Origin of the sequence: Helicobacter cappadocius (assembly GCF_030688855.1) — a bacterium.
Taxonomy (GTDB): domain Bacteria; phylum Campylobacterota; class Campylobacteria; order Campylobacterales; family Helicobacteraceae; genus Helicobacter_J; species Helicobacter_J cappadocius.
In genome coordinates, this window is the sequence record NZ_JAUYZK010000004.1 from 41,718 (window position 1) to 55,204 (window position 13,487).

Genomic DNA, 13,487 nt, shown 5'->3' on the forward strand with positions numbered 1-13,487 from the left:
GCTTGTGTTACATTAAACTATAAATTATAGATTTTAAACATTAATTCTAAAGTGTTTTTAGCAATAGCGGGGATCAAAATCCCCTTTTTCTATTTCGCTTTTTTGATATCTAAAGCAAATCTTCCTGATCCTAAAAAGATAATTGCCAAAGCCCCAAAAAGATAAAATGCTTGGGGTTCAATAATCCATCCACCCATTTGATTGATTCCAAAAATATTTCCGCCTGTAACAGCAAAAATTGCCACTAGCATATTTAAAATAAGTATCACAGAAGCGATTCTAACTTGAAATCCGATAATAAGCATAATCGGAGCTAAAATCTCTCCAATATAAACTCCATAAGCTACAATTCCAGGTATCCCGATCGTTTCAATCATACCCTTTACGCCTTCAATTCCATACATTGCTTTATAAATGCCATGAAACAACATCATTCCTCCGATATTTAGCCTGAGTATTAGTTTTCCTATATCTGATAACATTTTTTATCCTTTAGTATTTATTGCAAACAATATTATATCAAGAAGTATTCCAAAAATCACAATTATGCTCATTAGGCATTATTCAATCGACAACGCAAACACCTATAAAACGAACCCTTCCACCAAATAATATTTCCCCATCTTCTAACTCCAAATCCAATCTCTCTGTGCTGGGGGGAATAAGTATGCATTTTTTAGAAATATTATAATGACGAACTCCCATGGCAAAAACAGCAGCCATTCCCGTCCCACAAGCTAAGGTAATATCCTCTACTCCTCTTTCGTAAGTACTAAGATATATGGTTGTATTATCTCTAATATAAGCTATATTGACATTTGCATCATATTTTTGACGCAAATCACAGAGTGTTTGATTTTTTGTTTTAGGAAGTTCCTCAAAAGTCCTCACAAAATGAACCAAATGCGGAACACCCGTATCAAGAAGATACCACTTTTGTCCATAAGGGTGAATATCCAAGCTTAACTCTTCTATAAAGGTGTATTTTCCTAGATTGGTCTGAATATTTGCGAATTTTCCAATACCATCAGATTCTACAGCACCATTGAAATAAGCTTTGATTTCTCCTGCTTCAGTAAAAAAGGTGTGAGAAGCAAGAGCAAGAGAGTTGCTATAAGCATAATAACACACACATCTACTAGCATTTCCACACATTTTTGCTCTGCTTCCATCAGAATTATAAAACTCCCATTCATAAGCATAGCTTGAATGAGGCAAAACAACTACAAGCCCATCTGCACCAATTCCATTATGTCTATCGCAAAGTTCTTTTGCTAATTGAGATCTATCTTCATGTCTAAAAGCATTGATTATCAAAAAGTCATTACCACTTGCACAATATTTATGCACCACCATTGTGTTCCTTTAGTGTTTATTTTGACTGAACCGTAAATTTTAACACAAAATAGACTATAGTTAAAGCAATCAAGCTATAATCTTAAAAAAAAGTAAAAAGGTTTCAGATGAAAGAAATAATGAAATTAGAGATGAAATACAACAAAGTTTCAAACGAAAAAATGATGGAGTGCTTAAAAAAATGCGGTAAGGAAATTTTTGAAAAAGATATGGGATTGTATTTCAAATCCATAGCAGGTCTTTTTGAGCACACTCTGACATTAGGAGCCCATATTTGTGGTAGATATAGCTCAAAAGAGCTTGATGGGAGTGCCATCGTCTCTATCATTGACTCAAATATGCAACTAAAACCAGAATATAAAACAATGGAAAAAATGTTTGAATACAGAACCAAAATTGATGATTTTATGATTGCCCTTATTGAAAAAGAATCTGATTTCACGCAAATAGAAACATTAGAATTTCCGGGTATAACATTTCAAAAACCAACTTATCAAATTCTTCTATCAGTACTTACTCATGACATTCATCATAGAGGACAGATTTCAGCAGCCCTTGATATTCTTAAAATAGAAAATGATTTCAACGGAATGTTAGCAATCTAGTGCGTCCTATATACTTTTTTTGGGTTGTTTTTGTTGTCAGTCTTTATTGGATGGGATATTTATATCAAGATTTTTTGATGAACCTTTTAATAGCAGGACTTTTGTGTGTAGCTAGTTATTGGCTCAAACATTTTTTTGAAAAATATATCAAAAATAATTTCATCACATCTTTTTTGTGCGTGTTTGTCCTTTTGACATTTTTTATTTTGCCTCTTTATTTTGTTATACACCAAAGTATCGATTTTTTGAGGCATTTAGAACCTCATAGTTTTCAAATGTTTATCGAAAAATTAAGAAATTTTACCTCTAATACATTTGTCGATTTTCCATCTCTAAACTCAAGTTTAAATAAAGTTTTATCAAATATTTCTGTAGATGGAATGATGACCTACGCACTTAAATTTAGTAGTTATATTGGAAAATACAGTCTAAATTTTGTTATGAACACAGGATTCATTGTAGTATTTTTGTTTTTCTTCTTTTATTATGGACGCAAAATGTATGATTACGCCATCAAGCTTTTACCTTTTCAAAAATCTGAGAGCCAGGCTGTTTTTGAAGAAATAAATGGCGTTTTGCACATTGTGTTTTTAACTTCCATTATCAATGTTTTGTTACAGGGACTTGCTTTTGGAATTGCTGTGATGTGGTTTGGTTATGATGGATTTTTACTTGGAGTGCTATATGGACTAGCTTCCTTGATACCCATAGTTGGGGGAGCACTTTTGTGGATACCTATAGTTGGTTATGAAATTTATTTGGGCAATATAACAGGGGCTGTATTTATTGGAATTTATTCTTTGGTATTTATAAGTTTTGTGATTGATAATCTCATTAAACCAATTATTATCACTATCATCAAACAAAAAATCCTAAAAACCCCTATTCAGATCAGCGAAATATTAATTTTTTTCTCGATTTTAGCTGGTATTTCTACCTTTGGATTTTGGGGAATTGTCGTAGGACCCACTATCACTGCATTTTTTATAGCACTCTTAAGGTTGTATCAAAATAATTTTTCTTATAAAAATTAGGATTGAATGTTTTTTCCTGAATTATTCTTACTATTACTTTAGATTTTATATGTTTTTATGAAAAAATATTTTACAATTGGTCTGTTTTTCCATAATACAATCTACTTGAAAAAGAGGGGCTAATGAAGTTTTTACAAAAGTATTTTCAACTTGATCAAAACCACACAAATATTAAAACAGAAGCTTTGGCAGGATTTACAATATTTCTAACAATGCTTTATATTATTCCTGTAGGCTCACAAATTCTATCTGAAGCGGGTATGCCAAAAAACGAACTGATTACTGTTATTTCATTGGTAACTGCATTGGCAACGCTACTAACTGGACTGTGGGCAAATACCCCCGTAGCTATGAGTGTAGGGATGGGTTTGGTTGCATATTTCACCTATGGACTCGTTCAAGGTATGGGTTTGAGTTGGCAGCAAGGGTTAGGTGCGGTTTTTTTATCAGGGGTAATATTTATTATTATTTCTTTCACTCGTATTAGGGTTTGGATTATGCAGAGCATTCCTAAAGATCTAAGATTTGCCCTGTGTGCAGGACTTGGAGCGTTTATTGCAACCATAGGATTTAAATCTCTAGGTTTTATTACTATCACCTCATCTGGGCTGATGACATTAGGAAATATTTCTTCACCTCATATTCTTATTGGTATTTTTGGAGTTATTGTCATGCTATTGTTGCATACTCTTAAAATTCAAGGTGCTTTCATCATTGGAATATTACTCTGTTCAGCAATTTCTTGGATATTAGGATATTCGTCATTGCCATCTGAAATATTTTCCTCTCCATCTTCTATTTCAAGCATCGCGATGAAGTTTGACTTGGTAGGAATAATGAATGTTGCTCTTATACCAGCGATCATTGCATTGCTTATTACAGATTTATTTGATTCTTTAGGGACTCTTGCTGGAGTTGGGGCAAAAGCAAAAATGTTTCAAGATGTTAGCGGAAAAGACAAAAAACTTGAAAAAACTCTTCAAGCCGATGCGATAGCCACAACTGCAGGAGCAATGTTTGGAGTATCTACAACAACAGCTTTTTTAGAAAGCTCAGCAGGGGTTGCAGTAGGCGGAAGAACTGGCCTAACAGCCATTTTTACCGCGGTACTCTTTGGCCTAACATTGTTTTTATTACCCATATTCAGTGCTATTCCTGATTATGCTATTTATCCCACTTTGATCGTGGTAGGAGCGTTGATGTTTGCAGAAATCAGGCATATTGATTTTTCGGATTTACCTATTTGTGTAGCAAGTTTTTTTACAATTATTTTAATGCCTCTGAGTTCCTCAATTACAACAGGATTAGCAAGTGGATTTATTGTTTATGTTTTAATGTGTGCTTTTAAAAAGCAATGGAAGAGAATAAATCCTGGAGTAATTATTTTATTTGTTATTAGCTTAATACCCTTTATCTTCCAAAATTAGGACTTTGTTGTATAAAATTCAAGATTGGCTACTTTTTTTATTTTTAATATGCCATCTGTATAAAGTTCTTTTAAAACAACTAAAGTCTGAGAATCAAAAAGACTTTCAGATTCATTCACACTTACAGGTCTTCTGGATATAAACTCCACAAGATCTTCCCTAGAGTAATTTTGATGTATCAAAGGAATCGAACTTTTTCGATGGGGCAAAGAAACAAACATTCCTTCAAATTGTTTGGCTATTTGAGCAAGTCTATCAAAGCCAATCGCCTCTACATTATACGCAGGAGGCCTATCTACACTCCCTAAATCAATTCTATCTACCCGTATATCTTTTAAAAATTCTACTAAAGCTTCGATATTTTTAGCTCCATCATTGATATTATTTACAAGCAGTATCTCAGCAACCAATTCGCCTTGATATTTAGATGAAAAATCCTTAATACCTGCCAATAAATCTTTTAAATTAATGCTTCTATAGGGTCTATCCACACGTTTAAAGCTATCTTCATCTGCAGCATCTAAAGAAAATTTTACGATATCAAATAATGCTAAAGCCTTCTGAACACTAGGAACACCAAATCTAGAACCATTGCTTAAAATAAGTGTAGAAATATTTTTTGGAATCATAGGTTTAAGGATACTCATAAATTCATATAAAAATGGATAAAGTGTAGGCTCTCCATTTGCAGTAATAGTCAAGACATCAATTTTAGGATGTTCTAAGAGAGCTAACTGAACACTTTGAACAAGATCTTCTAATTTTAAAATTTCTTGCATTTGATCTTGTGCTTTTTTCCCGATCAATTCACAATAAAGACAATCAAAATTGCACTGCTTACCACTAGGAGATAAATCAACCCCTAAAGAAATTCCAAATCTCCTAGAAACAACAGGTCCAAATATAATTTTATGCATCAATCCACTTCAATCTTATGTTTGCATTTGATACATTCGTGAATATGCTTACCTCTATAGGTTCTATCACTCATCATATAGCCACATTCAGGACATTTTACATCAATAGGTTCGTGATTAGAAATAAACTTACAATTTGGATAGTTTGCACAACCATAAAAAGATCCTCTACGACTTTTTCTAAGCAATATATCTCCACCACATTCAGGACATTTTACATCCAAGGGCTTAGATGAATTAGAAGGAGTTTTTAAGGATTTAGTATTTTTACACTTAGGATACCCACTACAAGCGATAAACTCTCCATTTTTCCCAATTTTTTTAACCATAGGTTTTCCACATTTTTCACAAACTTCAGATGTTTCTTCAGCATTACTGCTACTACTCTCATCTGGCTTGATATATTTACACTTAGGATACCCGCTACAAGCGATAAACTCTCCATATCTGCCACTTCTTTTTACAAGTTCTTCACCACATTTTGGACAAAATTCACCTGTTGGAATAATAACTTTTTGAGAAGTAATATTGAGCTTGCCTTCAGAGATTTTTTTCATAAAAGGTTCATAAAATTCCCACAATACTTTCTGCCAGTCTTCTTTGCTTTGAGCTATCTCATCTAGCTTATCTTCCAAAGAAGCACTGAATTTACAATCAACAATTTCATTAAAATGTTCTTCTAACATTTTAATAACCTTAAATGCACTTTCTTGTGGAATAATCTGCTTTTTTTCAATAACAATATACTCACGATTTTGCAAAAGTGAAACCGTAGGAGCATAGGTGCTAGGTCTTCCAATACCTAATCCCTCCAAAGTTTTTATCAATGAAGCTTCAGAATATCTAGCTGGAGGCTCTGTAGTATGTTTATTATTTTGAATAGATTCCAAAGTTATACTAGAACCAGTTTTAAGTTCAGGTAATAATTTATCTTTATCCTCATCACCCAAGAGTTTATAATATCCATCAAAAATAAGCTTTCTTCCGCTGGCTTTGAATTCACCTTTGTCACATACAAAAACAATACTCTGACTTTCAAAAATAGCATCTTCCATCTGCGAAGCCAAAAAGCGATTATAAATAAGAGAATAAAGTTTGTGTTCTTCAGGCTTGAGATAAGATTTCGCAATATCTGGCGTAAAAGCAATATCTGTAGGCCGTATTGCTTCGTGTGCTTCTTGTGCAGATTTATTTTTTGTTGTATAGTTTTTTGGTTTTGGAGGAACATATTTTTCTCCAAATTGTTTGAGGATTCTCTCACGAGCAGATTTCTGGGCCTCTTTGGCGATATTAAGACTATCTGTCCTCATATAGGTGATAATTCCCATCGCCCCATTATTAGTTTCAACCCCCTCATAAAGCTTTTGAGCTATGCTCATTGTTCTTGTAGGAGAATAACCCAAAATATTTGAAGCACTTTGTTGTAGTGTAGAAGTCATAAATGGTGGGGGTGTTGGAGATTTTTTTGGTTTTTTTGCAATTTCACCAACCTTATAAGAACTAGCCTTGAGAGTTTCTAATATTTCTTGAGAGAAAACCTTGTCTGTAATGCTCTGTTTTTTAATTTTATTGCCATCATATACACTAAGTTCAGCTTGTATCCCATCTCCAAAAACAGCATCAATAGTGTAATAATCAACAGGCACAAAAGCTCTAATCTCCCTTTCTCTATCTAAGATAATCTTTAGAGCAGCACTCTGCACCCTCCCAGCACTTAGCCCTCTGCTTATTTTATTTGAAATTAGACCACTAAGCTTAAAACCCACTATTCTATCTAGGAGTCTTCGAGCTTGTTGTGCATTGACTCTATCCATATCGATTTTTCTTGGAGATTTTAAGGCATTTTCAATAGCTGTTTTTGTAATTTCATGAAAAATAATACGAGGAAAAGTATCTACATCCTTGCCAATAGCTTGAGTGATGTGAAAACCTATCGCTTCTCCTTCCCTATCTTCATCGGTCGCTATATAGGTAGTCTTTGCCTTCTTTGCCAATGTTTTGATTTTTGCTACAATTTCTTTGTGATCTTTATCGATTTTATATTCAGGAGTGAAACTTTCCGCTTCTATTTTAATTCCGAAATTAGACTTTGGAAGATCCCTTATATGACCTTTTGAAGCAATCACCTCAAAATCATTATTTAAAAAATTCTTAATTGTTTTTGCTTTGGCTGGAGATTCTACGATGATTAGATCTTTCATTATTTCTCTTTATTATTTGATGTTTTTGATAATTCTAACACATTTTTGTTTTTTTACTAGAAAATATTTTTGGAACACCTATTGCTTACATTGGTCAAAACAAATAGCAAAGGATGCGATTATGAGTTTTAGGATCAATACAAATATAGCGGCACTTACCGCACACGCAGTAGGCGTACAAAATAACAGAGACTTAGCAGGTTCTTTGGAAAAGCTCAGTTCTGGACTTCGTATCAATAAAGCCGCTGATGACTCCTCTGGTATGGCCATTGCCGATAGCCTTAGAAGTCAAAGCGAAAGCTTAGGACAAGCAGTTAAAAATGCGAATGATGCTATTGGTATGATACAGGTTGCTGATAAAGCAATGGATGAACAAATCAAAATCTTAGATACCATTAAAACTAAAGCGATTCAAGCTGCACAAGATGGTCAAACCCTAGAATCTAGAAAGGCACTCCAAAGTGACATTCAAAGACTTCTAGAAGAGCTGGACAATATTGCAAACACTACAAGTTTTAATGGTCAGCAAATGCTATCTGGAAGCTTTTCAAACAAAGAATTTCAAATCGGGGCATATTCCAATACAACCGTAAAAGCCTCCATTGGTCCAACAAGCTCAGATAAAATCGGACATATTAGAATGGAAACATCTTCGTTTGATGGCACAGGAATGCAAGCTTCTGCTGCTGGAGGAAATCTTACCGAAGTTGCATTGAATTTTAGGCAGGTTGATGGAGTAAATGACTACCAAATAGAAACTGCCAAAATTTCAACATCTGCTGGAACTGGAATCGGTGCATTGAGCGAAATTATCAATAGATTTTCAAACAAGCTTGGCGTACGAGCCTCTTATAATGTTATGGCAACAGGTGGTACGCCAGTGCAATCAGGAACCATTAGAGGACTTGTTATCAATGGCGTGACGATTGGAACTATCAACGATGTTCGTAAAAATGACGCAGATGGCAGATTGATGAATGCGGTCAATTCGGTAAAAGATCAAACGGGCGTAGAAGCATTTTTGGATATCACAGGAAGAATAAATCTAAAATCAAATGATGGAAGGGCTATTTCAATCCACGCAAATAGTGCTAGTGGTCAAGTCTTTGGTGGAGGAAACTTCGTTGGTATATCAGGATTTAACCACGCAATTGTAGGAAGACTAACACTTACAAGAACAGATGCTAGAGATATTATTATAAGCGGTGTGAATTTTAGCCATATTGGTCTACATTCCGCACAAGGCGTTTCAGAATATACTGTAAATCTTCGAGCTATCAGAGGTGTTTTTGACGCGAATGTAACCTCTGCTTCTGGGGCTAATGCAAACGTTGCTCAAGCAGATCTTAACTGGAGAGGAATGGGTGCTGGAGTTACAAGTATCAAAGGTGCTATGGTGGTAATGGATATGGCAGATTCTGCTAGAACTCAATTAGACAAGGTTCGTGCAGATATAGGTTCTGTTCAAATCCAACTAGTTGCAACTATCAACAATGTTTCTGTTACTCAGGTGAATGTAAAAGCTGCTGAATCTCAAATCAGAGATGTGGATTTTGCACAAGAATCTGCAAACTTCTCAAAATATAATATTTTGGCACAAAGTGGAAGTTTTGCGATGGCTCAAGCAAATGCCGTTCAACAAAACGTTCTAAGACTCCTCCAATAACTCCTCTTAAAGAGGGTGTTATTCCCTCTATTTTTCAAGGTTAGCTATGCAAAATATTTATGAAAAAAATTTCAATGCCTTAAAAATCAAAGACCCCCTTCTAGCCATTTCTTTGGCAAACATCAAACCCAATGAAAAATTTGATGTTTTTATGGACAAAGATCCTGCAAATTTTAATATCATACACAAAAGTTCTAACACTCCTTTATTTATAGGTAAGCCACTTGAAGAAACCATGCAAAAAGTGGCTGATTTTTCCGCTTATGTGCATTATCCATATTTGTATTTTTATGGCTTAGGAAATGGAATATTTTATCGATTGCTTTTAGGAAACTCTCAGCTCAAACGCATTGTTGTTATTGAACCTGAGATAGAAATATTATTTATCGTTTTTAATCTAGTGGATTTTGAACAAGAAATCTTGAGTGATAGGGTAATATTTCTGTATTCAAAACTTTGCACTTACCATCTTATTAATTCACTTTTTGAAATGGATAAGAAATCTAAGATTTATTCAAAAGTATATGACTTACATATCTTTAATCCTTACTATGAAGTCTATCAAGATGAGATACTTAAGCTCAATCAGTTTTTTATCAAGGCAATTGAACATGGCGTTATTAGTATAGGCAATGACACAAGAGATGCCATAACAGGCATCAAGCAGCATATACAAAATCTCCCTGATGCTCTGTCTTCTCCCACACTCATAAATTTAGTTGGTAATCTTAAAAATCGTGATACCGCTATCATAGTCTCTACAGGCCCAAGCCTTAGCAAACAACTTGAAACTCTCAAAATAATAGCTCCTTTCGTAACTATATTTTGCATTGACGCATCCTTTCCTATTCTGCATAAAAATGGCATCAAACCCGATGTAGTGCTCTCTCTTGAACGCGTAGAAGCAACTGCTCGATTTTATTATGACACCCCAGAGGAAGCTCAAGAAGGTGTTGTATTTGCCATCACCTCTATTGTTCATAAAAGACTTAAAGAGTCCATAACAAAAGGTATCAAGCAATTCAGTTTTCGTCCATTTGGATATACTAATTTATTTGGATTTCATGAATATGGCTATTTAGGAATTGGTATGAGTGCTGCAAACATGGCTTATGAACTTGTAGTGCATTCAAGATTTAAAAGATGTATTATCATCGGTCAAGATCTTGCTTTTGGGGATGATGGTAGCTCTCATGCTCAAAATGCTTTGTATGGAAGTGATGAAATCAAGCCAAAACCAGAAAATGAAAAATTATTTACAGAAAAATATGGAGGGGGAGGAGAGGTAGAAACCACACAAGTTTGGAAATTGTTCTTAGAATTTTTTGAAAAAGATATCGCCCAAACTCCCTATAGACTTGAAATTATTAATGCTACAGAAGGTGGTGCAAGAATACATGGAACAACTGAAATGAGTTTTCAAGAAGCTATCAAGATGGTGGATACGACCTCTCCTAAACCCTCCATCAAATTAACCTATCCAGAACAAAATGTTATTGAGAAAAATATTCAAATAGCTAGAGAAAAATGTGAAGACATTATCTCTTATGGCAGTAAGCAAAAAAATAGAGTCGAGAAGCTATTTTTAAAGGTTGCAAAATACACAGAAGAGCTTGAAAAACTCAATGAGCAAAATAATTTAGAAAAAATAAATTTTAAAAAATTGTCCAAGCTTTTAGATGAAATTGACGAGATTAAAAAACTATTTGATGAAAAAAAATTCAACGATTATTTTGTAGATGCGATCCAATCATACATTTTTCATCAAGAACTTGATATTGCAAAACTTCTAGTTAAAAATGTCAAAGATGAACTACAAACCCAAGCCAAACAAATTGAATGGATTTATTTACACAAATACTGGCTCTTTAGTCTAGCAGGGGGAATGGATTGTGTAATTGAAATAGTCAAGGAAGGTATGATGGACTGGAAAAAATAGTCCATCAAGAATACTCCCAATAAATTAGAGTAATTTTTTCAAAGCCGTTTCAATAGGAAGTTTATTATCGGGTTCCACAAGCCTTTCTGTAATCTCTTTACCATCTTTGAAAAACATCAAAGTGGGAATCCGTTTCACTCCAAGCTCATCTTTTAACTCTTCTTCAGCATCAATATTTATCTTATATATTTTCACTTTGCCCTCATAGTCTTTTGAAAGTGCCTCTAAAATAGGTTCTATTTTTCGACAATCTGGGCACCAATTCGCTCCAAAATCTACAATAACAGCTCCATGTGCTGTTTGTTTTTCAAATCCTGCTCTGTTGATAAGTTCTACCATTTTTTATCCTTCTTATATTAGAAATTTAACCAAGAAAAAACCACCGCAGATTAGAATAACGAACAATATCAACGCTAGAGTAAATGCTTTCCCACCAGAACTAGCAAATTTTTTTAAATCAACCTGAAGTCCTAGTGCAACCATAGCAAACACCAAAGAAACATTGCAAATATAACGCAACACAACGATAATGTTTTCAAGCATATCTGCAGAAAGAACATTGGGAACAAGTCTAGGAAGATAAGAGTTTATAATCACCGCAACCAAAAATCCGAAGGCAAACCAAGGAATATGTAGTTTTCTGCGACCTCCTAATTTTCCATCGCGATTCACAAGATAAGGAACGATGAGCAACAAAGGAACGAGCAAAATCACTCGAATCATTTTAATGGTTACAGCAACACTTTCGGTTTCTGGAGAAATCGAGCTTGAAGCCCCTACAACATTTGCTACTTCATGCACAGTTGCACCAATATAAATACCCTCTTGAGTATGATTTAAAGGTATTATTCCTATGTTGTATAGTATAGGATATAAAAACATCGCAATAAGGCCAAATATCACTACCGTTCCAACAGCAATAACCCCCTTATAGGGTTCTGATTTTATAGAAGACTCTAATGCCAAAACAGCTGCAGCACCACAAACTGCACTACCCCCGCTCACAAGCATAGAAATATCCCTATCCAATCCCAAAAATTTAACACCAATATAAGTGCCTAAAGAAAAAATAACCCCCACAACAATCACTGAAATAATGATTCCATGTATTCCCACACTCAGTATCTCTGTTAATGTGACATTAAACCCATACAAAATAATCCCAAATCTAAGCAGTTTCTTTGCACTGAAATTCACTCCGTATTCAGTGGATTCTTTCGCTCTTCTAAAAATCGAAGAAGCCAGAGTGCCAATAACAACGCCAATAAGCAAGGGGGAAAAATGTATTGATTGAACAAAGTCAAGGTTAGCAAAATAAAGGGCGGCAAAAGATATTGCCCCCACCAAAACAAGCCCGTTAAAGTAGCTATTCACCACAAGAGTTTTTTTCAAATTTGACATTTTTTACCTTTTAAGACATAAAAATAACGGGCATTGTACTTAAACTAATAAAAAATAAACTTAAATTCAAAAGGTTTTATCAAAACAATTTAGCTATTTTTTCTTTGAATCCCCTACGTCTTTTTTATTACTTTTAGAGTTTTTATTCAAGTGAGATTGGAGTGTTTCATAATTATCACAAGCATCTTTAATGCCTAAATCACAAGCTTTTTTAAAGTAATCCATAGCCTTATTTACATCCTGATGGATTGCCTTACCCTCAGCATACAAAAATCCTAAATTTGAACAAGATAATCCCACTCCAAGCTCACATCCACGTTCAGAATAGGCAATAGTGCTTTTAATGTTTTTATATTTCGTAAAATACAAATCACTTGCATTGAAACATCCTGCACCATTTCCAAGCTCACAAGCTTTTTGGCACATTGGCAATGCTCTATCCCCTTGTGCATCATCTTTGTAGAACGCACAAGCATCTAAGCAACCATATGCGTTATCAAGATCACAGGCTTTAGAAAATAATTCTGCAGACTTGTCTAGATCTTGATCTACTCCTTCAGCATTTTTATACATTACACCCACACTATAACAAGCCTGAGAAAAATTTTTGTCACAAGAATCCTGGAATTTTTTTATAGCTTGCTTGTAATCTTTTTTATCTCTATCGATCACACCCATATTATAACAACCTGTAGGATTATCACCTTTGCAGGACTTTTCAAACAAATCCTTAGCAGCACCTAAATCCTTTTTAATATCTTGACCTAATGCGTATTTAACACCTAAGTTTGCACAACTTTCCAAATCCCCTGCACCACAGTTTGATTTCAGATCTGAAATTTCTTGAGTGTCCCCCTTTTGAGGCTTGATAGGATCGCTACAACCATAAAAAAACACTCCTAGCAGCAATAGGCTAAAAAATAATTTCTTCATATTTTTCC

12 protein-coding genes are annotated in these 13,487 nt (G+C 34.4%); 5 read left to right on the forward strand and 7 right to left on the reverse strand.

The window, feature by feature from the left end:
- Positions 1-89 precede the first annotated feature (89 nt).
- The gene (locus Q5I06_RS03640; RefSeq protein WP_305516669.1) at positions 90-482 is read right to left on the reverse strand and encodes a DoxX family protein; all 393 of its coding nucleotides are present in this window, start codon (positions 480-482) and stop codon (positions 90-92) included.
- An 82-nt stretch (positions 483-564) separates the two neighbouring features.
- Positions 565-1,356, reverse strand: a complete 792-nt coding sequence (dapF, locus tag Q5I06_RS03645) for a diaminopimelate epimerase (RefSeq protein WP_305516670.1) — start codon at positions 1,354-1,356, stop codon at positions 565-567.
- Between the two features lie 107 nt (positions 1,357-1,463).
- Here dapF and Q5I06_RS03650 point away from each other — a divergent pair, with 107 nt between their 5' ends.
- The 3 genes from Q5I06_RS03650 to Q5I06_RS03660 all read left to right on the forward strand — a co-directional run bounded on the left by Q5I06_RS03650 (position 1,464) and on the right by Q5I06_RS03660 (position 4,422).
- Positions 1,464-1,961, forward strand: coding sequence for a DinB family protein (locus tag Q5I06_RS03650; protein WP_305516671.1), 498 nt, complete (start codon positions 1,464-1,466; stop codon positions 1,959-1,961).
- Positions 1,961-2,995, forward strand: a complete 1,035-nt coding sequence (locus Q5I06_RS03655) for an AI-2E family transporter (protein WP_305516672.1) — start codon at positions 1,961-1,963, stop codon at positions 2,993-2,995. The genes Q5I06_RS03650 and Q5I06_RS03655 overlap by 1 nt, the downstream gene beginning before the upstream one ends.
- Before the next feature lie 122 nt (positions 2,996-3,117).
- Entirely contained in the window at positions 3,118-4,422 is a 1,305-nt protein-coding gene (locus tag Q5I06_RS03660; protein WP_305516673.1) for an NCS2 family permease, read from the forward strand.
- On the opposite strand, the gene Q5I06_RS03665 is transcribed toward Q5I06_RS03660, so the two are convergent.
- Both Q5I06_RS03665 and topA read right to left on the reverse strand, forming a co-directional pair.
- Positions 4,419-5,339 (reverse strand): radical SAM protein, encoded by a 921-nt coding sequence (locus tag Q5I06_RS03665; protein WP_305516674.1) that lies wholly within the window; start codon positions 5,337-5,339, stop codon positions 4,419-4,421. The genes Q5I06_RS03660 and Q5I06_RS03665 overlap by 4 nt on opposite strands.
- Positions 5,339-7,540: a type I DNA topoisomerase gene (topA, locus tag Q5I06_RS03670; RefSeq protein WP_305516675.1), complete on the reverse strand. Its 2,202-nt coding sequence runs from the start codon at positions 7,538-7,540 to the stop codon at positions 5,339-5,341. The genes Q5I06_RS03665 and topA overlap by 1 nt, the downstream gene beginning before the upstream one ends.
- Before the next feature lie 121 nt (positions 7,541-7,661).
- Between topA and Q5I06_RS03675 the strand changes: the two genes are divergently transcribed.
- Both Q5I06_RS03675 and Q5I06_RS03680 read left to right on the forward strand, forming a co-directional pair.
- On the forward strand, positions 7,662-9,206 hold the full coding sequence (locus Q5I06_RS03675) for a flagellin B (protein ID WP_305516676.1): 1,545 nt from the start codon (positions 7,662-7,664) through the stop codon (positions 9,204-9,206).
- Between the two features lie 46 nt (positions 9,207-9,252).
- On the forward strand, positions 9,253-11,145 hold the full coding sequence (locus Q5I06_RS03680) for a motility associated factor glycosyltransferase family protein (protein WP_305516677.1): 1,893 nt from the start codon (positions 9,253-9,255) through the stop codon (positions 11,143-11,145).
- 24 nt (positions 11,146-11,169) lie between these two features.
- On the opposite strand, the gene Q5I06_RS03685 is transcribed toward Q5I06_RS03680, so the two are convergent.
- The 3 genes from Q5I06_RS03685 to Q5I06_RS03695 all read right to left on the reverse strand — a co-directional run bounded on the left by Q5I06_RS03685 (position 11,170) and on the right by Q5I06_RS03695 (position 13,479).
- Positions 11,170-11,484, reverse strand: coding sequence for a thioredoxin family protein (locus tag Q5I06_RS03685; protein WP_305516678.1), 315 nt, complete (start codon positions 11,482-11,484; stop codon positions 11,170-11,172).
- Positions 11,485-11,496: 12 nt separating this feature from the next.
- Positions 11,497-12,546, reverse strand: coding sequence for a YeiH family protein (locus tag Q5I06_RS03690; protein WP_305516679.1), 1,050 nt, complete (start codon positions 12,544-12,546; stop codon positions 11,497-11,499).
- Positions 12,547-12,639: 93 nt separating this feature from the next.
- Positions 12,640-13,479: a tetratricopeptide repeat protein gene (locus tag Q5I06_RS03695; protein ID WP_305516681.1), complete on the reverse strand. Its 840-nt coding sequence runs from the start codon at positions 13,477-13,479 to the stop codon at positions 12,640-12,642.
- Positions 13,480-13,487: the final 8 nt, after the last annotated feature.

What these genes read in the sequence shown, in the direction of transcription:
- topA (WP_305516675.1), bottom strand. Translation starts at nt 7,540, where the DNA reads ATGAAAGATCTAATCATCGTAGAATCTCCAGCCAAAGCAAAAACAATT.
- Q5I06_RS03665 (WP_305516674.1), bottom strand. Translation starts at nt 5,339, where the DNA reads ATGCATAAAATTATATTTGGACCTGTTGTTTCTAGGAGATTTGGAATT.
- dapF (WP_305516670.1), bottom strand. Translation starts at nt 1,356, where the DNA reads ATGGTGGTGCATAAATATTGTGCAAGTGGTAATGACTTTTTGATAATC.
- Q5I06_RS03640 (WP_305516669.1), bottom strand. Translation starts at nt 482, where the DNA reads ATGTTATCAGATATAGGAAAACTAATACTCAGGCTAAATATCGGAGGA.
- Q5I06_RS03680 (WP_305516677.1), top strand. Translation starts at nt 9,253, where the DNA reads ATGCAAAATATTTATGAAAAAAATTTCAATGCCTTAAAAATCAAAGAC.
- Q5I06_RS03660 (WP_305516673.1), top strand. Translation starts at nt 3,118, where the DNA reads ATGAAGTTTTTACAAAAGTATTTTCAACTTGATCAAAACCACACAAAT.
- Q5I06_RS03675 (WP_305516676.1), top strand. Translation starts at nt 7,662, where the DNA reads ATGAGTTTTAGGATCAATACAAATATAGCGGCACTTACCGCACACGCA.
- Q5I06_RS03695 (WP_305516681.1), bottom strand. Translation starts at nt 13,479, where the DNA reads ATGAAGAAATTATTTTTTAGCCTATTGCTGCTAGGAGTGTTTTTTTAT.
- Q5I06_RS03650 (WP_305516671.1), top strand. Translation starts at nt 1,464, where the DNA reads ATGAAAGAAATAATGAAATTAGAGATGAAATACAACAAAGTTTCAAAC.
- Q5I06_RS03685 (WP_305516678.1), bottom strand. Translation starts at nt 11,484, where the DNA reads ATGGTAGAACTTATCAACAGAGCAGGATTTGAAAAACAAACAGCACAT.
- Q5I06_RS03690 (WP_305516679.1), bottom strand. Translation starts at nt 12,546, where the DNA reads ATGTCAAATTTGAAAAAAACTCTTGTGGTGAATAGCTACTTTAACGGG.